The organism is Mucispirillum schaedleri ASF457 (genome assembly GCF_000487995.2).
GTDB lineage: Bacteria > Chrysiogenota > Deferribacteres > Deferribacterales > Mucispirillaceae > Mucispirillum > Mucispirillum schaedleri.
Genome location: NZ_CP097562.1, coordinates 168571 through 188488 on the forward strand (window position 1 = coordinate 168571; position 19918 = coordinate 188488).

Below are 19918 nucleotides of genomic sequence, written 5' to 3' on the forward strand. Positions count from 1 at the left end.
ATGCTTGGTTGTGATATTATAGAAATAGAAAGAATAGAAAAATCTATTTTAAAATTTGGGGATAATTTTTTAAAACATATACTTTCAGATAATGAGATAGTATTATATAATAAACGGGGTAAAAAGGCTGAGTTTGCAGCAGGCAGATTTGCGGCAAAAGAAGCTGTTTCAAAAGCATTAGGCACAGGTATAGGCATAGACTACAGATTTACAGATATAGAGATACTGCCAAATGAACATGGCAAACCTTATGTTTATTTAAAAAGTCAAAAAAAAGAAAATATTGAAATATCTATATCACATTCCCGTATGAATGCTGTTGCGGTATGTATTATTAAAGAGGCAGAATGAGTGCAGTAATAATTCCAGCCAGATATGGCTCAACAAGATTTCCAGGTAAAGTTCTTGCAGATATTGATGGTAAGCCAATGATTGTAAGGGTGGCAGAGCAGGCAGTGCAGACTTCTGCTGATAAAGTAATTGTTGTTACAGATAATGAAAAAGTATATGAAGTATGCTCTAATATAAAAAAAGTTTCTGTTATGATGAGCCCTTCAGATTTATCTACAGGAACAGACAGAGTAGCGTATGCTGCAAAAAATATTGATGATGATATTATTATTAATGTGCAGGGAGATGAGCCTTTTATTCCTCCAGTATTAATTGAGCAGTTAATACAAGGGTTAAAAAATGATAAGTCTCTTAAAATGATAACAGCATGTGTGCCTTTTGCAGATATTAATAATTCTGAAAATCCATCAGCAGTAAAAGTTATTCTTGATAAAAATGATTATGCTGTTTATTTTTCAAGATATCCTGTTCCATATAACAGAGATAATATTGAGGGTGTGGTTAGATACCGTCATATAGGTATTTATGGTTTCAGGCATGATTATTTATTTGAATTTGCTTCACAGGAACGGACTTACTTAGAAAAATGCGAAAATTTAGAGCAGCTTAGAGCTTTAGAAAATGGTGTTAAAATAAAAGTAGTAAAAACAGATTACAACCCGTTATCTGTTGATACTCTTGAAGATTTGCAAAATATTTTAAAAATTTTAAGTATGAGGAATAAATAATGGCAAAGTATATTTTTGTAACCGGTGGTGTATTATCATCATTAGGTAAGGGGATTACAGCAGCTTCCCTTGGGGCTCTACTTGAATCAAGAGGGTATAAAGTTGCTTTAAGAAAGTTTGACCCATATTTAAACTATGGTCCTGGCACAATGAGCCCTTTGCAGCATGGTGAAATATTTGTTACAGCAGATGGCTGTGAAGGTGATTTAGATTTAGGTCATTACGAAAGATTTACCAAAACAAATACTGACAAACATTCAGACATTACATCTGGTAAAATATACTATACTGTTATTGAAAGAGAACGCAAAGGTGAATATCTTGGTGCAACGGTGCAGGTTATTCCTCATATAACTGATGAAATAAAAGGCTGTATAACAGCTGGTGCAGAAGATTATGATATAGTAATTGTAGAAATTGGAGGCACAGTTGGAGATATTGAAAGTCTGCCATTTTTAGAAACAATCAGGCAGATGAAATTTGATTTAAAAGAAAATGATGTATTATTTTTACATGTTACTCTGGTGCCTTATATTAAAAGTGCAGGAGAGCTTAAAACAAAACCAACTCAACATTCAGTGCGTCAGTTACATGAGATAGGTATCAGCCCTGATATTTTAGTGTGCAGAAGTGAATATCCACTTAGCGAAGGCGTTAGAAACAAACTTGCATTATTCTGTAATGTGGGAAAATCATCAGTGATTAACTGTATGGATGCTGCTACAATTTATCAAGTTCCACTTGTATTAAATGAAGAAGGTTTAGACAGTGAAGTTATAAAAAAACTGGGACTTGAAGAAAGGGAATATGATTTATCAAAATGGCAGGATATTGTAAAGCGCATAAAACAGCCAAAAGATACAGTTTCTGTTGCAGTTGTTGGTAAATATCTTGAAACAAAAGATGCGTATTTAAGCCTAACAGAAGCATTGCTTCATGGAGCAGTTGCAAACTATTTAAAAGTAGATATAAAATGGATAGATGCTGAAAAACTGGAAGAAAAAATGGCTAGTGAGTATTTAAGCAGTGTTGATTGTATATTAATTCCTGCAGGCTTTGGTGAGCGTGGGATGGAAGGCAAAATAAATGCTGTAAATTTTGCTAGAACAAAAGATATTCCATTTTTAGGTATATCTATGGGTTTGCAGGCAGCAGTAATTGAATATGCAAGAAATGTATTAAAATTAGAAGATGCAAGAAGTGCTGAGATGACAAAACCAGAACATTCCCAAAATCTTGTTATTGATTATAAGCATGATGAACATTATAATGAAGAAATGGGTGCATCTATGCGTCTTGGCTCTTATGTAACTTCTTTAATGGAAGGCAGCCTTGTAAAAGAAATTTATAATACTGATACTGTAACAGAAAGACACAGACACAGGCTTGAAATAAATAATAAATATAGAAATGCATTAGAAAGTGCTGGTATGGTAATATCTGGAAATAATGAAGAAAGTGGCTTTGCAGATATTATTGAGTTAAGTTCTCATAGGTGGTTTATAGCTACTCAATTCTGCCCAGAATTTCAGTCAAAACCATTTAATCCACATCCGCTTTATAATGCTTTTATTCAGGCTGCTTATAAATATAAACAGGATAAAAATAACTTATCCGGTGATTAATAGGGTGTGTTATGGATAACAAAGATATAATTAATTTTGGAATAAATACTTTTCAAATAGAAATAGAAGCTATGAAAAAAGCTATGAACAGCTTATCAGAAAGTTTCGCTCAGGCTGTTAATATAATTTTAGGCTGTAAAGGCAGAGTTGTGGTTATTGGAATGGGAAAATCAGGTATTATTGGTAAAAAAATAGCTGCAACATTAGCAAGCACAGGAACACCTGCTTTTTTTATGCATCCAGCAGAGGGTATGCATGGTGATTTAGGTATGCTTGTAAAAGGTGATGTGGTAATAGGTATCTCTAACAGTGGGGAAACTGACGAAATGAAAGTGCTTTTGCCATTAATTAAAAGACTTGGTTCAAAATTAATTTCAATAGTTGGTAAGGCTGATTCTACATTAGGCAGAGAAAGCGACTGTATTCTTGATGCATCAGTTGGAAAAGAAGCATGTCCTTTAAACCTTGCACCCACTGCAAGTACGACTGTAGCTTTAGCAATAGGTGATGCTTTAGCTGTTGCTCTTGTTGAATGTCGTGGATTTAAAGCAGAAGATTTTGCAATGTTTCACCCATCAGGCTCACTTGGTAAAAGACTGCTTACTACAGTAGGTGACTTAATGCACACATGTGATGCTGTGCCTGTTGTAAATGAAAATGATACTGTAGAAAATGCTGTCAAAGAAATAAATGAGAAAAAATTTGGCTGCACTGCTGTTGTAGATAATAATAATAAACTTACAGGTATTATAACTGATGGTGATTTAAGACGGGCTATATCTAAATATTCATCAGTTCATCAGTTAAAAGTTCCTGAAATTATGACACGCAGTCCTAAAATGATTGTAAAATATGAGCTTGCTGCAAAAGCTCTTCATATTATGGAAGAATATAAAATATCTTCATTATTTATTATTGATAAAGAGCAGCATCCTGAGGGTATAATTCATTTTCAGGATTTATTAAAGTTTGGATTAGTATAATCTATGTTAACTTTTAAAGGCAGACGAAGAATAATTAATGTTTTTTTGGTTATTTCTCTGCTGATATTTGCTGTTGTTATAGTAGTTATCATTATAAGAGAAGATGAAGATATGGTTCCATATCAATCTGACCTTTTAAAAAATATTGTTAAAATGAAAGAAATTGATTTATTATATGTTATTGATAATAATACATATGTAAAATTAAAATCTAAGCATGGTAATGTAAATATTATTGACTACAATCTTGATTTAATTAACCTTGATTTACTTTATACCAGCAAAGATTTTGCAATTGATGCGAAGGCTTCACGAGGTGAATATCTTTCTCAAAGATTCTTAAAAGTTTATGATAATATAACTGGGCATATGGATAATATGACATTTACAACAGGTCCCTCTGGTATATTAGAATATGATTATACAGAAGGCAAAGGTATTGTTAAAAATGGTGTAACAATTTATCAGGATAATAATGCTATATCATCAAAAATTGTTGAATTTGATGCAAATAATAACTTTATTATCTTTAAAGATAATGTTACAGTAGAATATAAACCATCTCAAGAATAATGTAATATGGTGAATAATATGTATTATAACCATAAGTATTTTATAATATTAATACTTATTTTATCAGCACCATTTTTTATGGGAGCAGATATAAAAAATAAAACTATCAAACCAACATCGCCTGTTAAAATACAGGCAAATGAGATGCGGTATTATGGAACTGAACGCAAATCAACTTTTCATGGTAATGTGGTAGCTGTCAGTGATAACTATACACTTACTTCTGATGATATAGTAGTATTTCTTAATAAAGATATGGATGTTTCTAAAATACAATGCACTGGAAATGTAAACTTTAAAAGTGATGATATTGTTTCTATTTCAAAAAGAGCAGATTTAGACCATAATAAAAAAGTTGCAGTTATTACTGGTGATGTAAAAGTATGGCAGGGTGAAAATTATCTTGAAGGTGAAAAAGTTTTTATATATTATGAAGAAGAACGCATTGTAGTTGATAAAGGAACAGAAAAACGGGTAACAATAATATTTAAACCTGAAAATGAGGGTAAAAAATAGTGGCTTTAGAAGTAAAAGACCTTAAAAAATCTTTTAAGAAAAGAACTGTTGTAAATAGTGTTTCTTTAAATATAAGCAAAGGTGAAATTGTTGGGCTTCTTGGCCCAAATGGTGCAGGTAAAAGCACATCATTTTATATGATTGTAGGGCTTTTAAAACCAGAAAAAGGCTCTATCATATTAGATGGTGAAGATATTACTAAACTTCCAATGTATAAAAGATGTAAAGCTGGTATTGGTTATCTTCCACAGGAAGCATCAGTATTTAGAAAAATGACAGTGTATGATAATATTATGGCTGCATTAGAATTTACTTATGATAATAATAAAGTCAGGAAAGAAAGAGCAGATGTGCTTATAAGTGAATTTCACTTAAATCATGTTGCAAAGAGTTATGGATATGCTTTATCAGGTGGTGAGAGAAGGCGTGTAGAAATTGCCAGATGTTTAGCAACTGAGCCTGATTTTATTCTGCTTGATGAACCTTTTGCAGGTATTGACCCTATCTCTGTTGCAGATATTCAAGAAATGGTATATTCTTTAAAAGACAGAGATATAGGTGTTTTAATTACTGACCATAATGTCCGTGATACATTAAAAATAACTGATAGAGGGTATATTATTACAGAAGGAAGTGTGCTTACACAGGGCTCACCAAATGATATACTTTCAAATAAAGATGTAATTGATAAATATTTAGGAAAAGGATTTTCTATTTAATGAATAATTTAAATCAGAATCTTGATATAAAAAATACACTGCAGACTACTGTTTTTATTACACCACAAATGAAACAGTCTCTTGCTATTCTGCAAATGCCAATAGTGGAGCTTGAGCAGGAGCTTTCTAATATTTTAGAAGAAAACCCTGTATTAGAAGCTGTTGAAGATGATGGCAGTGATGATTTATATGATTTTGATAATAATGAAAGTAATAATTTATCTGAAGATATAGAAGATACTCAGGATAAAGATAAAAATCTTGATAATCTTGTTGAAAAAGTTACTGGTGATGACTGGGAAGAATATATAGGATATGAAAAACTTGATGATATAAGTTATAAATCTACAAATGATGAAAATAGTTTTGATATAGAGCAGGTCATTGGTGCAAAAGAATCTCTTTATGAGCATTTAATGTATCAGTTAAATATTAATATTATTGATAAAGAAGAAAGACTTATTGGTGAGTATATTATTGGTAATCTTTCAGAAGATGGATATTTTAGAATAGATATAAAAGATGCTTGCAGCGAACTTAGTGTGGAAGAAAGTTTATTTGAAAAAGTTTTAGATATAATAAAAACTTTTACTCCATCAGGTATTGCATCATCCAGCCTGCAGGAATGTGTTATTGTTCAAATCAAAGATATGAACTGTGATGCTGTATATGTTGATTTAGCTGAAGAATTATTAGCTGGCTATTCTGCAGAACTTGCAGCTTTTAAATATGATGATATATTAAAAGGTATGAGTATTGAAAGAGATACTTTTGATTATTTACTGCAGTTGATTAAAAAAACTGACCCGCGTCCCGGGCTTAATTTTTCAGGCAGTGATACAAAATTTATTACACCAGATGTTTTTATAGTGCCAAATGAAGAAAGTTTTGATATAATAGTTAATGAAAAAGGTATTCCTAATATAAGGCTTAATAATTACTACATAAAAATGCTGCAGGGTAGTAATTTAGACAGCGAAGCAAAAACTTATATTAAGGATAAAGTAAAAAATGCTGTATGGGTAATTGAAAGCCTGCAAAAAAGGCAGAAAGCTATATATAAAGTTGTCAAATCTATTGTAGGTTTTCAGGGAGAATTTTTGCAGTATGGTATAAGTATGCTGAAACCTTTAAAATTAAAAGATATTGCAGAATCTACAGGGCTTCATGAGTCAACAGTCAGCCGTGTAACTTCTGGTAAGTATGCTATGACAAAACATGGCTTGATAGAGCTTAAATCATTTTTTTCTAAAAGCCTTGAAAGTCAAGATGGCGATATGTCAATAGGTGTTATAAAACAAAAAATAAAAGAGCTGATTGACGAAGAAGATAAAGAAGTCTGTCTTTCCGACCAGCGAATAGTAGAGTTAATGGAAGAAAAAGGTATAAAAATTGCAAGACGCACTGTTGCGAAATATAGAGATGAGATGAATATTCCAACAATGTCGCAAAGAAGAAGGCTAAGGAGGTAATATTATGAATATTACAGTTAATGCAAAACACATTACTCTTACAGATGCTATCAGAGATTATTCTGAAAAGAAAATCCAAAGAATAGCAAAATATTTTGATGATAAGATGGATATTCATGTTAATCTGAATGTTGAAAAAAATATGCATATTGCAGAAATATTTGTAAATGTAAAAGGAATGTTTTTAAAAGGGATAGAAAAATCTGAAGATATGTATGCTTCTATTGATATGGCTGTTGATAAAATAGAAAGGCAGGTTGTCAAATATAAAGAAAAACTTATATCTCGTAAAAATATAGAAAACAGAGAATCTATGGAAGATTTAAAACTTAGTGTTTATGACTATAATGAAGAACATGCCATAGAAGAACCAACTGTTGTTATTTCTAAACAAATACCAGCAAAACCAATGGATATTGAAGAAGCTATTATGCAGATGGATTTAATGAATAAAAACTTTTTTGTTTTCCGCAATGCAGAAAATTCTGAAATTAATGTTGTCTATAAAAGAGACGACGGTAAAGTTGGTATTATTGAACCATAATAATATGAATGATATAAGTGTGGCTGAAAATCAGTCACACTTTTTATAATATTTATTTAATCCTTGATTTACAGGAATTTTTATGAATAACCTTTCCATAATAATCATAACAGGTCTTTCTGGTGCAGGTAAATCTCATGCTGCAAAAGTATTTGAAGATTTAGGATATTATACTATTGATAATGTGCCGCTGCCTATTCTTGAAAAAGTAGTAGAACTTTTTTATAGTCTAGATAATGGTATTACAAAGGTAGCTTTTGTTATAGATTCAAGAGCAAAAGATATCAATTTAGTTTATCAGTTTATTAAGATGCTTAAAGACAAATACAATGCAACATCTATTTTTATGGATGCATCAAGTGAAACTTTAATTAAAAGGTATAAAGAAACAAGACGCAAACATCCATTAGGAAGTGATGTTTCAGAATCTATTAAAAAAGAAATTACATTGATGGGTAATGTAAAAGATATTTCTGATATTGTTTTAAATACTGATAATAAAAGTATTCATGATTTAACAAAAGAAATAATCAGTATTTTTGCTATACATGCAAATGATTTTATAGTTACACTGCAGTCTTTTGGGTTTAAAAATGGTGTGCCTACTGATGCAGATATGATGTTTGATGTCCGTTTTATGCGTAACCCGCATTTTGACGATGGTCTTAGAACTATGACAGGCTTAAATGAGGAAGTGCAGGAGTATGTGAAAGCTGATGAAAGTTATCATAAATTTATGGAAAAGCTTACAGATATGGTGAATATGCTTATTCCTTTATATGTTATAGAGGGTAAAAAATATTTTAATATATCTATTGGCTGCACAGGTGGAAAACACAGGTCTGTAACTGTTGTTGAAAATTTAGCAGCTGCATTATCTAATAATTCATGTAATATAAGGATTAAACACAGAGATATTGATAAATAAAGATTAAAGGGTTTGATATGGTAATTGTTATATTAACACATGGAATGTTTGGTGAGGAGCTTCTTCATGCTGCTGAAATGATTATTGGAAGGCAGGATAAAGTAGAAGTTATATCTATACAAGGTGGAGTATCAATGAATGATGCTTCTTTAAAATTAGAGGATATTTTAAAGCAGTATAAAATGGAATGCTGTCTTGTATTTACAGATATGTTTGGAGGAAGTCCTTCTAATATCTCAATGGCATATTTAGATAAAGATATGGTTGAAGTTATATCTGGCGTTAATCTGCCAATGCTTTTAAAAGCATTCACTATGCGTATGGATAGTTCTAACACTCTTGACCAAATAGCTAAAGAATCAGCAGCAGCTGGACGAAATAGTATAAAAGTTGCAGGAGAATTACTTAATACAAAATGAAACATATAATATACAGAGTAGATGATAGATTTATACATGGTCAGGTATTAGAGGGCTGGGTAAATTATCTGCATATTAAAGATATTATGATTGTTAATGATATTATAGCTAATGATAGTATTCGTGCATCTATTTATCAAAGCACTCTTCCTTCTGGCTCAAAATTCTCTGTATATACTGTAAATGATTTTTGTGAGAAGAAACCTTATCTTAAAAACAAGAAAAAATTTACATTAATTTTGCTTGGCTCTGTTGATGATTTATTAAAAATAAAAGAAACTTTTTCATCAAATATATATTTTAATATAGGCTGTGTTGCAGATATCACTCATGAGGTTTGTATTAATGACAGTGTATTTTTATCATTAAATGATTTTCAAAAATTACAAATTTTATCTGAAAATTATGATATTTACTTCCATAAAGTGCCGTGGGAAAAGCCTGTAATTTTTTCCAATCATAAAAGAGCGTAGGTGCTGTATGGGAGAAATATCTATTTGGCAGATAATATTTCTTATTATTTTTTCAGGGTTTATTTCAGTAGACAGGTTTGCAGGTTTAAACATAATGATTTCCCGACCTATTATAGTTTCTGGAATTATTGGTATAGTATTTAATGATATTTATGCAGCACTGATGATAGGGCTTATATTTGAATTTATTGGCATGCTTGAAGTGCCTGTTGGGACAACTATTGTTCATGATGATTCATTTGGAGGTTATGCTGGAGCATCTGCTGTTCTTATTGGATATGTAAGCCCTGATGCTTTTAATATTTTGACTGTCATTTTTATTGTTTCTCTTTTAATATATCCTGTTACTTTATCAGATAAATGGTTTAGAGAAATAAACAGATACCTTGTCCAAAAAAGTGTTGTTAATAATAAAGCAGGCAATGAAAATGAACTGATTGCTTTAGGAATTTTTTTAGCTTTTGTTCGTGGTGTTATAGTTTATAATGCAGGACTTATTATTGTTTTAATATTTATCAATATTATGAATAATTTTGAGATTTATTTTACTGATCTTTATAAGCCAGTTGTTGCTCTGATAATTATAGCTGCTTTTATGTCTGGTTATTTATTAAGGTTTTTGATTATTAATAGAATATATAAAGTATTGCTGCTGGCATTAGGTATAGCTGCAGGCTGGTGGATAATATGAGAAAATTAATTATATTTCCAACGCTTTTAAAAAGTTTGTTTTATCAGGGCAACTGGAATATTACAAATATGCAGGGAACTGGTTTCAGATGGCTTTTAAAAGATTTTTTTAGAAATAATAAAACAGAACTGCCGTCAGATTTTGATTCTTCACCACTTTATTATTTTAATACAAACCCTTATTTAGTGACTTTTATTTTAGGTCTTTTATTAAAAGAAACTCAGGAAAAAAGTAAAATAGGGGATTATGATAAAATTTATTCATCAGCTTTGGCAGCATTAGGTGATACTTTTTTTTGGCATTCATTAAGACCTTTTGCTTTTTTTGTTTCAATATGGGCAATAGTAGTAAATCCTGTATTATTAATAATTTTATACCTTGTTGTTTTTAATTTATTTAACATAGTTTTTAGAGTGCTTGGTTTTTATTATGGATATACATTTGGTGCAAATGTAATATTTTTATTTAATAAAATAGGCTTTAACAGGTGGAGCACTGTTTTTGATGCAATGACTACATTTATGGCAGGAATTGTAATAGCTTATTTGATTAAATATCAATATTACGAAGGATTTATACATTTTGTTAAATTAGTTTTATTATTTATTGTAGGCATAATAATTTCTAAATGGGTGAGAGGACCACTTGAATTAATAATTGTAACTACAATACTTGGAGTGCTGTTATTGTTTGGAGTGTAATATGAGCTATACATTTGAAGCAGTTATTAAAAATAAATTAGGAATACATGCACGCATTGCTGCATTATTGGTAAAAACTGTTAATAAATATGATGCAGAAGCATATATAGTTTTTCATGGTGATAAAGTGAATATAAAGCATTTAATAGATGTTATATCTTTATCTATTACTCAGAACTCTGTAGTAGAAATAAATATTTATGGAAAAGAAGCTGCTCAGTGCAGTGAAGAATTGCAGCAATTAATAGAGAATAGTTTTGGAGAAATGTCTTGATTATTAAAAAGGGAGCAGTAATATCAAATGGTATTGCTATTGGTAAAGCATTAGTTATATGCCGTGATAAAATCAGTGTTAAAGGATATAGAACACAGGATACTGATACTGAAATAGAAAAACTGTATACTGCTGTTTCTCATACATCAAAACTTTTAGACCAGATGCAGCTTTTAAGTAAAAGATATAAAGAGCTTTATGATGTTTATAAACTTCTTTTAACTGATGAATCATTTATTGGAAAAGCTGTATCAATGATTAAAGAAGAAAAAGTTAATGCAGAGTATGCTTTAAAAAAAATAACTGATAATTTAATGAATAAGCTTTCCATTTCAGATAATGAGTATTTTCAGGCAAGAATGCATGATATAAAAGATATATATATGTATCTTGTTCGTTATATGTCAAATATTGTTGTAGAAAATATTGAAGAAGCAGATGAAAATTCTATTTTAATATTTAATGATTTTACTGTTTCAGATATTGATGCAATGATAAAAAAGAAAGTAAAAGGGTTTGTTTCTTCATCAGGCAATAAAATGAACCATAAAAGTATAATTGTAAGAGAATCAGGTATCGTTGCAGTTTCTAATATTAAACATACAGATACAGTCATAAAAACTGGTGATACAGTTATTGTTGATGGCTTTTTAGGTTATGTTTCTATTAATCCAGATGAAACAACATTACAAAAATATAAAAAGAAAAAAGATGACTATGATAATTTCTTATATTCAGTAAAATATGAGCATGATACAACTTGTAAAACAAAAGACGGCAGCATAGTTTCATTATATGCAAATATTAACAGTAATGATGAATTAACCTATATTAATGTGCATGGATTAAATGGAGTAGGGCTTTACAGAACTGAATTTTTATATATAAATAATGGACTTTTATCAGAAGAAGAACAGTATAATATATATAAAACAGCACTACATGTTTTACATAATAAACCACTTGTAATAAGAACTTTTGATTTAGGCGGAGATAAAATAAGCAGGTTTATGCCAAATTCTATAGAAGAAAACCCAGCACTTGGTCTTAGAGCTGTAAGATACAGTATGAAATACAGAGATTTTTTTGCTGCACAAATAAGGGCTGTTTTAAGAGCCGGCACTTCTGGTGATATACGACTGCTGCTGCCTATGATATCATCAGTTGATGAACTGCTGGAAGTAAAATCTATTATTGAAAATGAAAAAAAACGATTACAGGAAATGAATATTCCATACAGGGATAATATACCTGTTGGAATAATGATTGAAGTGCCATCTACTGCTGCTGCAATTGACAGATTTATTAAATATGCAGATTTTTTTAGTGTAGGAACAAATGACCTGATTCAATATATGATTTGTGTAGATAGAAATAATGAAGATGTAAGCAGCCTTTATTCGCCTGTGCATCCTGCAATTCTTTGCACTTTAAAAAATATTTATGATAAAGTTTCTGAATCAGGTAAAACAATATCAATATGCGGAGAACTGGCAGGTGATGGCAGGTATATTGCAGTATTAATTGGGCTTGGATACCGCTCATTTAGTATGAATCCTCGCTCTTCTTATATGATAAGAAAAATGCTTTCAACTTTTAGTGCTGATGACTGTAAAAGTTTTGTAAATATATTATTAAGCTGTGATACAATAGATGAAATTGAAGCATTAATTACTGATTTTAATGGGAAACAAATTTTGTCTGATTAATAAATATATATTTGACAAATAATATAATTCTATTTATAATAAAGGTTGAAATATATAGTATTTAGTAATAATAATATATTTTATGTTTAGGTGAATTATGAAAAAAGTGATTATTTTACTTATTGTTATTGCAGTATTGGCAATAGGATTTTTTGCTGGATATAGATATTTATATAAAAAAGCTGATAGTGTTTTTAAACTTTCTGGCGAAATACAGATGACACAGGTTGATGTTGCTTTTAAAGTATCTGGCACTATTTCTCACCGATATTTTTCAGAAGGTATGTCTGTTAAAAAAGACCAGCTTCTTGCAGAATTAAATAATGAAACATATTTAACACAGCAAAAAATGGCACAAGCTAATGAAGAAGCAGCTAAATGGGGATTAGAAGAATTAAAAGCCACTTTAAAAAAATCAGGCACAACTAATAATAATTTATTAGAGAAAACTCAGGCTCAGTTAGATGCTGCTTCTGCAAACAGAGAGTTGGCTAATTATCAGTTATCATATACTAAACTTAATTCACCATTAGATGGTATAATTTTAGCTGCTTATAAAGAAGAAGGGGAAGTTATTGCAGCAGGAGCACCTGTATTTTCTATTGGAGATCCAAATAAACTGTGGCTTAGAACATATCTTCCTGAAACAAAAACTGACACTGTTAAATTAGGTCAAAAAATGATAATAAAAATTGACAGTATGCCAAATGAAAAATTTGAAGGCAAAGTTGTTTTCATTTCTGATAAAGCAGAGTTTACTCCAAAACAGATTTATACTACAGAAGAAAGAGTAAAACTTGTTTATAAAGTTAAAATAGAAATTGCAGATACAAAAGGTATCTTAAAACCAGGTATTCCAGCAGATGCATTTTTAGAGGAATAATCTAATGCCTAAATCAGAATTGATTATTTCTGAAAACTTATCAAAATCTTTTGGAGATAACCATGCGTTAGTAGATTTTTCTCTATCAGTTAAGCAGGGAGAAATTTCTGGTATTGTAGGTCCTGATGGTGCAGGCAAAACTACAGCTATGCGTATATTATCTACTGTCTCACTTCCTGACAGTGGCACATTATTCATTAATGGTGTAAATGCCTTAACTGATTACCGCGGAGCAAGAAAAAGTATTGGTTATATGAGCCAGAAATTTGGTTTGTATATTGATATGAGTGTAGAAGAAAATATTAATTTCTTTGCAGATTTGCAGGGTGTTCCTAAATCGGAAATAGATGATAGAAAAAAAATGCTTTTAACAGCAAGTGGAATGTATCAGTTTCGTTCAAGGCTTGCAGGCAGGCTTTCAGGTGGTATGAAACAGAAGCTTGCATTGTGCTGTGCCTTAATCCATGAACCAAAAGTATTAATTTTAGATGAGCCTACAAATGGTGTAGACCCTGTATCTCGCAGAGAATTCTGGCAGATATTAAACAGGTTTGCTTCAGACGGCACAGCTATTGTATATGCTACAAGTTATCTTGACGAGGCAGAAAGATGCAATACTATTAACTTAATGAATAAAGGATGTGTTATTGCAGGCGGTCATTTAGAATATCTTCAGTCACTTCCTGAAATTGATGTTATAGAAATAAAAGGGGAAACAGTCCGCAACATAATAGATATGATACCTGCAAAATATGGTCAAATATGGTCTTTTGGCTCAGCTTTACATATACATGCTCCAAAGGGCAGAAATTATGCAGAAAGTCTTAAAACATTATTAAATAACAATTATGAAATATCAGTAATATATCCTTCGTTAGAAGACATTTTTACATACCTTACATATAAAGGTGATATAAATGGATAATATTGCTGTTTCTGTTAAAAATCTAACAAAAAAATTTGGTGATTTTACTGCTGTATCAGATGTTACTTTTGATGTGAATAAAGGTGAAATTTTTGGTTTTTTAGGTGCAAATGGTGCAGGTAAGTCTACTACTATTAGAATGTTATGCGGTATTTTACCGCCCACATCAGGCACAGGCATTATTGCAGGATATGATGTTTTAAAAAATCCCGGAATGGTCAGGCAGAATATTGGCTATATGAGTCAAAAATTTTCTTTATATGGTGAGCTTACAGTTTATGAAAATATGAAATTTTTTGCAAAATTATATTCTGTTGCAGGTAAAAATATAAATGATGCAGTAAATGAAGCTGTTGAGCAGGTAAAATTAAATGGCTATGAGCATGTGAAAACTAAAAGTCTTTCATCTGGTATAAAGCAAAGGCTTTCTTTAGCATGTGCTATTATTCATAAACCACAGATTATTTTTCTGGATGAACCTACATCAGGTGTTGACCCTGTATCAAGACGCAATTTTTGGGATTTAATTTATAATTTTGCATCAATTGGTGTTACAATATTTGTAACAACTCACTATATGGATGAAGCCGAATATTGTGATAGAATAGCAATGATTAGTTCTGGAACATTAAAAGAAATAGGCACACCAGAAGAGCTTAAAACAACTAAAATGATATGGAATGTTTATAAAATTAAAGGGTTTGGGTTATATGATGTAGCTCAAGCTATACTAAGAATGGAAAATGTTTTTGATGTTGGGCTGCTTTCTGATTCTATTCGTATTTTATCATCTAATTTAACACCTGATGATATAATGAAATATTTAGATAAAAATGGCTATAAAGGCTATATTGTTGAACAGGCAGAAGCTGTATTAGAAGATGTGTTTGTTAGCTTTGCAAGAGGTCAAAACTAATGAGTATAAGAAGAATAAAAGCTATCAGCTATAAAGAATTTATTCATCTGTTCCGTGATATTAGAAGTCTTATGGTTATAATCCTTGTGCCTGTCATACTTCTTATACTTTTTGGATATGCGTTAAAGCTTGATGTGGAAAATGTAAGTATAGGTGTTCTTGATTTTTCTAACAGTGAAAAAAGCAGAGAATATACTGCAAATTTTAATGCAACCAGTGCATTTAATGTGAACTATCATTTATCTACTTACAAAGAAGCAGAATATCTGCTTGATACAAATAAAATCAAAATGATACTTGTAATTAAAAGTGATTTTGAAAAAGAGCTGAATACAAATTATAATACAAAAGTTCAGGTAATTATTGATGGCAGTGATATTACAACAGCGTCATCCATTATGAATTATGTGGCAGGTATTACTGCTCAGTATAATAAGTCATTTATAGAATATATTTTAAGAAATAATCAGATAAATGTTTCTTTTGGAAAAGTTATTCCTGAGATTAGATACTGGTTTAATGAAGATATGAGAAGTGTAAACTATCTTTTTCCTGGTCTAGTTGCTATTATTATGTCAGTTGTTGCTGGTTTTTTAACATCTTTAACTATTTCTCGTGAATGGGAAACAGGCACAATGGAGCAGCTTATCCCTACACCTGTTACAGAAGGGGAAGTAATAACAGGGAAACTTTTAACTTATTTTTTAATAGGCTTAATAGATGTTATTATATATATATTTATGGGAGAGTTTCTTTTCCATGTTCCTTTAATGGGAAATACATTATTAGTATTTTTATTTGCAACAATATTTTTAATGTGTATGCTTTCTTTTGGTATTTTTGTAAGTATTGTTATGAAAAGCCAGTTAGCATCAAGTCAGGTAACAACAACAACAACAATGCTTCCAGCATTTTTACTTTCAGGATTTGTTTTTGATATTAATAATATGCCTGTAGTTATTCAATGGATAACATATCTTTTCCCAGCAAGATATTTTGTAGATATTTTAAGGGGACTTTATTTAAAAGGTGTTGGAATAGAATATTTATATGTTAATGCAGGCTTTTTAATATTTTATTCTGTCATACTGCTTGTGCTGTGCAGACTGTTATTTAAATTGAGAGCATAATTATGAAAAATATAATGAACCGATTAATAGCGATGCTTTATAAAGAGTTTATTTACCTTATTCGCGATAAAAAAATGCGTATAATAATTATTGCTGTGCCAATAATACAGGCTGTTTTACTTGGTTATGCAGTTAATATGGATTTGAAGGAAGTAAAAACAGCAGTTGTTAATATGGATAATTCTATAGAAAGTAATGAATTTATTGATTCTTTTTTTTCAAGCAATATATTTACACCAGTTTCAGCTGCTAATATGCATCAGGCAGAAGAACTTGTGCTTGGTGGCAAAGCATTAATGATAATAGTTATTCCAAAAGGATTTTCTGTGCAGCTTAAAAATGACAAAACAGCACCTGTGCAGGTGATTTTAGATGCTACCAACTCTGTTAATGCAGGTATGGCTTCAGGATATATTGTGAACCTTATTACAAAATATAATACAGAATATATTGAAAGTAAAACTGGTTATAAAAACAGTATGGGAGTAGATGTAGAGTATAGAACATGGTTTAATAATAATTTTGAAAGTAAAAATTTCTTTGTGCCATCTATGCTTGCTATGCTTTTAATTATTGTTACAGTAATGCTTTCAGGTATGGCTATAGTGCAGGAAAAGGAATCTGGCACATTAGAGCAGCTTACAGTAAGCCCTATAACTGCATGGGAGTTTATTATAGGTAAAAGTATACCATTTGCTATAGTGAGTTTTATTGATGTATTATTAATCATTGCTATTTCTGTATTTTGGTTTGGTATAAAAGTAACAGGCAGTTTTTCACTGCTGCTTTTTGCATCAGTTTTATATATAATGTGTACATTAGGTATTGGTCTTTTAATTTCTGCAATCAGTGCTACTCAGCAGCAGGCAACAATGAGTATGTTTATGATAATATTCCCAGTAATACTTCTTTCTGGCTTTGCATTTCCAATAGTAAATATGCCAGAAGTAATACAGTGGGTAACATATATTAACCCAATGCGGTATTATCTTGATATAATTGTAGGTGTATTTTTAAAAGGTCTTTATTTTGACAGGCTTCAAGACCCTGTATTTGCATTATTTATATTAAGTGTGTTATATATTGGTCTTGCAGCTTTATATTTAAGAAAAAAATTAAATTAGAGAGATTTTATGTCTTCATCAAAAGAATATCTTAATTTTATTTTAGACTGTTTATCAAATTTAGATAATATAACATATAAATCTATGATGGGTGAGTATCTTATATATTATGAAGGTAAAAATATTGCAGGTATTTATGATAACAGACTTCTTCTAAAAAATACTGATAATCTTTCATCTATTATGGATGAATTTATTCTTGAAAAACCTTATCCAAATGCAAAAGATATGGTAGTGGCTGATAATTTAGAAGATAGTGAATATTTAGCAAATATATTTAATTTTTTATATGACAGACTGCCATTTCCAAAAAAGAAAAAATAGTTAAAAAGTAAACATAAACCTTATAAATTAATTAAAATTTATAAGGTTTAAAATTTTTATATATAACTAATATTATTAGGTTTTCTTGATGTTATCTGGCGTGTTTTATATACAGGGTTACCAAAAAGCTGTGCACCAGCAATATATTCATCATCTTTAATACCTAAAGCATCTCTTAATGGTTTATATACTCTTGCAACACTTGTAAAATAACCAGCCCAGACACAGCCAATATTGTGAGCATGGGTAGAAAGCTCAAAATATGCAAGTGCTGTGCTGCCATCTTCAGCTTTCCATTCATATTTATCTGGAAGAACTGCAACAATAATATGCGGTGCATCTCTCATAATAACATCTTTTCCACTTTGATATGCTCTGCATAAAAGTTTATAATGCAGTGCATGTTCTTCTGGCATTTCTAATATATGTTCCTGCATATATTTAACAACTAAATCACCAAGTTTAACAGTTTCTTCTCTTGATTTAGTAATAATCCACCTGTTATTATGTGTATTTTTTGCAGAAGGAGCATATCTTACATTATCCATAATTTTATTAAGTGTTTCATCATCTACAGCATTTTTTCTAAAAATACGCACACTTCTTCTTGTTTTTATAAAAGTATCCAGCTGTTCAGATGAAGCAAGTGTATCTTTATTTACTTTACTGAATTGTGCAGGGTCTAAATTTTCTACATAACATGCTTCATGTGGGCAGAAAGCTACGCACAGACCGCAGGAAATACATTTATAAGCATTTTTTTCATTAATATATGGGGAATGATTATCATCATTTTTAATAATTCCTGTTACACATACTGCTGAACATATTCCATCTTTTTTGCATTTCTCTTTATCAAGGTGAAAAAATGGCATAATTCCTCCCAAATGATACATATTTTTATCTTTTATATATAAAAAATTAGTTTATTACAATAAAAAATTATAAAAACGCAAAAAATAAACCTGTATTTCTTAAAAATCCAGACTTATAAAAGCTATTTTTTATAACACTATTAATAAAATATAAGTTTCTTTTATTTTTAAGGTTGATAAATTCATTTAATATTTTTTTGTTATTACTGTTTAATATGTTTTCATACTGGTTTAAAAAACTTTCTGCCTGAATAATATTGTTAAAAACAGCCTGCTGCATATTTTTTCTGCCTTCTTTTATTTTTTTAAAAGCATATTTCATTGAATATGTTTTTGCACCAAAAGTGTTATTATCATGCTGTCTGTAATACATCGTTGGTTTATCTATATAACTGATATGCCCAAAGGAAGCGGCAGTTAAAGCAAGCCAGTAATCATGCATAATTGCATTTTTATTAATATGACCGCATATTTTTTTTAATGATTTATTTATCATAACAGTGCAGCCTGAAACAACATTTCCCATTAAAAGCCTGCTAAAAGAAATATTTTTTGTATTAAGTTTTTCACTTTTATTATGTGATGGATTTATTACATTTAAATTAATATCTGTAACTTGTTTGTCTGTAAATACTAATAAAGGAACAGATGAAGAATATTTTTTTTCAAGAGCAGTCATTTCATTATATGTTATTTCTATTTTATTATTAAACCAAACATCATCGTGGTCAGAAAACATAATATAATCAGCATTAGATTTATTCATTAAAGCAGAAAAATTTTCTTTAATGCCAAGTCTTTCATTATTTTGTTTAATGGAAAAAATATTATTATATTGCTTTTTATAATTTTGTAATATATTTAATGTATTATCAGTAGATATGTCATCATTAATATATATATGATAATTATTGTATGTTTGGCTTAAAATAGAATTAATTTGGCTTTCTATATATTTTTCAGAGTTATATGAAGCCATTAAAATATCAATATTACTCATAATATCTACTTTTAATTTTTTATTATATCAATTAT

General features: G+C 30.0%; 24 protein-coding genes. 22 read left to right on the forward strand and 2 right to left on the reverse strand.

All coding sequences use genetic code 11. The features are described from left to right. The 22 genes from acpS to N508_RS00965 all read left to right on the forward strand — a co-directional run bounded on the left by acpS (position 1) and on the right by N508_RS00965 (position 18008). Entirely contained in the window at positions 1-351 is a 351-nt protein-coding gene (acpS, locus tag N508_RS00860) for a holo-ACP synthase (protein ID WP_023276192.1), read from the forward strand. Beyond that, positions 348-1079, forward strand: coding sequence for a 3-deoxy-manno-octulosonate cytidylyltransferase (gene kdsB, locus N508_RS00865; RefSeq protein WP_023276193.1), 732 nt, complete (start codon positions 348-350; stop codon positions 1077-1079). The genes acpS and kdsB overlap by 4 nt, the downstream gene beginning before the upstream one ends. Beyond that, the gene (gene pyrG, locus N508_RS00870) at positions 1079-2704 is read left to right on the forward strand and encodes a CTP synthase (protein WP_023276194.1); all 1626 of its coding nucleotides are present in this window, start codon (positions 1079-1081) and stop codon (positions 2702-2704) included. Before kdsB ends, pyrG begins: the two co-directional genes overlap by 1 nt. A gap of 11 nt (positions 2705-2715) precedes the next feature. Then, positions 2716-3687 (forward strand): KpsF/GutQ family sugar-phosphate isomerase, encoded by a 972-nt coding sequence (locus N508_RS00875; protein ID WP_023276195.1) that lies wholly within the window; start codon positions 2716-2718, stop codon positions 3685-3687. A gap of 3 nt (positions 3688-3690) precedes the next feature. Further along, positions 3691-4260: a hypothetical protein gene (locus tag N508_RS00880; protein WP_023276196.1), complete on the forward strand. Its 570-nt coding sequence runs from the start codon at positions 3691-3693 to the stop codon at positions 4258-4260. An 18-nt stretch (positions 4261-4278) separates the two neighbouring features. Further along, the gene (gene lptA / locus N508_RS00885; RefSeq protein WP_040637062.1) at positions 4279-4776 is read left to right on the forward strand and encodes a lipopolysaccharide transport periplasmic protein LptA; all 498 of its coding nucleotides are present in this window, start codon (positions 4279-4281) and stop codon (positions 4774-4776) included. After that, positions 4776-5495 (forward strand): LPS export ABC transporter ATP-binding protein, encoded by a 720-nt coding sequence (lptB, locus tag N508_RS00890; protein WP_023276198.1) that lies wholly within the window; start codon positions 4776-4778, stop codon positions 5493-5495. Before lptA ends, lptB begins: the two co-directional genes overlap by 1 nt. Beyond that, entirely contained in the window at positions 5495-6967 is a 1473-nt protein-coding gene (rpoN, locus tag N508_RS00895; protein WP_023276199.1) for an RNA polymerase factor sigma-54, read from the forward strand. Before lptB ends, rpoN begins: the two co-directional genes overlap by 1 nt. Positions 6968-6971: 4 nt before the next feature. Continuing rightward, complete coding sequence (gene hpf, locus N508_RS00900; protein ID WP_023276200.1) at positions 6972-7511, forward strand: ribosome hibernation-promoting factor, HPF/YfiA family; 540 nt, start codon at positions 6972-6974, stop codon at positions 7509-7511. An 82-nt stretch (positions 7512-7593) separates the two neighbouring features. Beyond that, positions 7594-8439: an RNase adapter RapZ gene (gene rapZ / locus N508_RS00905; protein ID WP_023276201.1), complete on the forward strand. Its 846-nt coding sequence runs from the start codon at positions 7594-7596 to the stop codon at positions 8437-8439. A gap of 17 nt (positions 8440-8456) precedes the next feature. Continuing rightward, positions 8457-8858, forward strand: coding sequence for a PTS sugar transporter subunit IIA (locus N508_RS00910; RefSeq protein WP_023276202.1), 402 nt, complete (start codon positions 8457-8459; stop codon positions 8856-8858). Next, complete coding sequence (locus N508_RS00915) at positions 8855-9331, forward strand: PTS sugar transporter subunit IIB (RefSeq protein ID WP_023276203.1); 477 nt, start codon at positions 8855-8857, stop codon at positions 9329-9331. Before N508_RS00910 ends, N508_RS00915 begins: the two co-directional genes overlap by 4 nt. Positions 9332-9338: 7 nt before the next feature. Continuing rightward, positions 9339-10022 (forward strand): PTS sugar transporter subunit IIC, encoded by a 684-nt coding sequence (locus N508_RS00920; protein WP_023276204.1) that lies wholly within the window; start codon positions 9339-9341, stop codon positions 10020-10022. Continuing rightward, positions 10019-10723: a PTS system mannose/fructose/sorbose family transporter subunit IID gene (locus tag N508_RS00925; protein ID WP_023276205.1), complete on the forward strand. Its 705-nt coding sequence runs from the start codon at positions 10019-10021 to the stop codon at positions 10721-10723. Before N508_RS00920 ends, N508_RS00925 begins: the two co-directional genes overlap by 4 nt. 1 nt (position 10724) lies before the next feature. Continuing rightward, the gene (locus N508_RS00930; protein ID WP_023276206.1) at positions 10725-10997 is read left to right on the forward strand and encodes an HPr family phosphocarrier protein; all 273 of its coding nucleotides are present in this window, start codon (positions 10725-10727) and stop codon (positions 10995-10997) included. Next, a complete protein-coding gene (gene ptsP / locus N508_RS00935) occupies positions 10994-12706 on the forward strand; it encodes a phosphoenolpyruvate--protein phosphotransferase (RefSeq protein ID WP_023276207.1) in 1713 nt (570 codons plus the stop codon). The genes N508_RS00930 and ptsP overlap by 4 nt, the downstream gene beginning before the upstream one ends. 97 nt (positions 12707-12803) lie before the next feature. Next, the gene (locus N508_RS00940) at positions 12804-13589 is read left to right on the forward strand and encodes an HlyD family secretion protein (RefSeq protein WP_023276208.1); all 786 of its coding nucleotides are present in this window, start codon (positions 12804-12806) and stop codon (positions 13587-13589) included. 4 nt (positions 13590-13593) lie between these two features. Further along, complete coding sequence (locus tag N508_RS00945) at positions 13594-14514, forward strand: ABC transporter ATP-binding protein (RefSeq protein ID WP_023276209.1); 921 nt, start codon at positions 13594-13596, stop codon at positions 14512-14514. Further along, positions 14507-15430 carry an ABC transporter ATP-binding protein gene (locus N508_RS00950; protein ID WP_023276210.1) on the forward strand — a complete coding sequence of 308 codons (924 nt, stop codon included), beginning with the start codon at positions 14507-14509 and terminating at the stop codon, positions 15428-15430. Before N508_RS00945 ends, N508_RS00950 begins: the two co-directional genes overlap by 8 nt. After that, positions 15430-16560, forward strand: coding sequence for an ABC transporter permease (locus N508_RS00955; RefSeq protein ID WP_023276211.1), 1131 nt, complete (start codon positions 15430-15432; stop codon positions 16558-16560). Before N508_RS00950 ends, N508_RS00955 begins: the two co-directional genes overlap by 1 nt. 2 nt (positions 16561-16562) lie before the next feature. Beyond that, positions 16563-17684: an ABC transporter permease gene (locus N508_RS00960; RefSeq protein WP_023276212.1), complete on the forward strand. Its 1122-nt coding sequence runs from the start codon at positions 16563-16565 to the stop codon at positions 17682-17684. Positions 17685-17693: 9 nt separating this feature from the next. Next, positions 17694-18008: a TfoX/Sxy family protein gene (locus N508_RS00965; protein ID WP_023276213.1), complete on the forward strand. Its 315-nt coding sequence runs from the start codon at positions 17694-17696 to the stop codon at positions 18006-18008. A 56-nt stretch (positions 18009-18064) separates the two neighbouring features. On the opposite strand, the gene N508_RS00970 is transcribed toward N508_RS00965, so the two are convergent. Together N508_RS00970 and N508_RS00975 are read right to left on the reverse strand one after the other, a co-directional pair. Beyond that, positions 18065-18883 (reverse strand): nitroreductase family protein, encoded by an 819-nt coding sequence (locus N508_RS00970; RefSeq protein ID WP_023276214.1) that lies wholly within the window; start codon positions 18881-18883, stop codon positions 18065-18067. A 67-nt stretch (positions 18884-18950) separates the two neighbouring features. Continuing rightward, on the reverse strand, positions 18951-19883 hold the full coding sequence (locus N508_RS00975; protein ID WP_023276215.1) for a glycosyltransferase family 2 protein: 933 nt from the start codon (positions 19881-19883) through the stop codon (positions 18951-18953). Positions 19884-19918: the final 35 nt, after the last annotated feature.

Bases quoted from the DNA above. Each gene is read 5' to 3' on its own strand.
- acpS (WP_023276192.1), top strand. From the start codon at position 1: ATGCTTGGTTGTGATATTATAGAAATAGAAAGAATAGAAAAATCTATT.
- kdsB (WP_023276193.1), top strand. From the start codon at position 348: ATGAGTGCAGTAATAATTCCAGCCAGATATGGCTCAACAAGATTTCCA.
- pyrG (WP_023276194.1), top strand. From the start codon at position 1,079: ATGGCAAAGTATATTTTTGTAACCGGTGGTGTATTATCATCATTAGGT.
- N508_RS00875 (WP_023276195.1), top strand. From the start codon at position 2,716: ATGGATAACAAAGATATAATTAATTTTGGAATAAATACTTTTCAAATA.
- N508_RS00880 (WP_023276196.1), top strand. From the start codon at position 3,691: ATGTTAACTTTTAAAGGCAGACGAAGAATAATTAATGTTTTTTTGGTT.
- lptA (WP_040637062.1), top strand. From the start codon at position 4,279: ATGTATTATAACCATAAGTATTTTATAATATTAATACTTATTTTATCA.
- rpoN (WP_023276199.1), top strand. From the start codon at position 5,495: ATGAATAATTTAAATCAGAATCTTGATATAAAAAATACACTGCAGACT.
- hpf (WP_023276200.1), top strand. From the start codon at position 6,972: ATGAATATTACAGTTAATGCAAAACACATTACTCTTACAGATGCTATC.
- rapZ (WP_023276201.1), top strand. From the start codon at position 7,594: ATGAATAACCTTTCCATAATAATCATAACAGGTCTTTCTGGTGCAGGT.
- N508_RS00910 (WP_023276202.1), top strand. From the start codon at position 8,457: ATGGTAATTGTTATATTAACACATGGAATGTTTGGTGAGGAGCTTCTT.
- N508_RS00915 (WP_023276203.1), top strand. From the start codon at position 8,855: ATGAAACATATAATATACAGAGTAGATGATAGATTTATACATGGTCAG.
- N508_RS00920 (WP_023276204.1), top strand. From the start codon at position 9,339: ATGGGAGAAATATCTATTTGGCAGATAATATTTCTTATTATTTTTTCA.
- N508_RS00925 (WP_023276205.1), top strand. From the start codon at position 10,019: ATGAGAAAATTAATTATATTTCCAACGCTTTTAAAAAGTTTGTTTTAT.
- N508_RS00930 (WP_023276206.1), top strand. From the start codon at position 10,725: ATGAGCTATACATTTGAAGCAGTTATTAAAAATAAATTAGGAATACAT.
- N508_RS00940 (WP_023276208.1), top strand. From the start codon at position 12,804: ATGAAAAAAGTGATTATTTTACTTATTGTTATTGCAGTATTGGCAATA.
- N508_RS00945 (WP_023276209.1), top strand. From the start codon at position 13,594: ATGCCTAAATCAGAATTGATTATTTCTGAAAACTTATCAAAATCTTTT.
- N508_RS00950 (WP_023276210.1), top strand. From the start codon at position 14,507: ATGGATAATATTGCTGTTTCTGTTAAAAATCTAACAAAAAAATTTGGT.
- N508_RS00955 (WP_023276211.1), top strand. From the start codon at position 15,430: ATGAGTATAAGAAGAATAAAAGCTATCAGCTATAAAGAATTTATTCAT.
- N508_RS00960 (WP_023276212.1), top strand. From the start codon at position 16,563: ATGAAAAATATAATGAACCGATTAATAGCGATGCTTTATAAAGAGTTT.
- N508_RS00965 (WP_023276213.1), top strand. From the start codon at position 17,694: ATGTCTTCATCAAAAGAATATCTTAATTTTATTTTAGACTGTTTATCA.
- N508_RS00970 (WP_023276214.1), bottom strand. From the start codon at position 18,883: ATGCCATTTTTTCACCTTGATAAAGAGAAATGCAAAAAAGATGGAATA.
- N508_RS00975 (WP_023276215.1), bottom strand. From the start codon at position 19,883: ATGAGTAATATTGATATTTTAATGGCTTCATATAACTCTGAAAAATAT.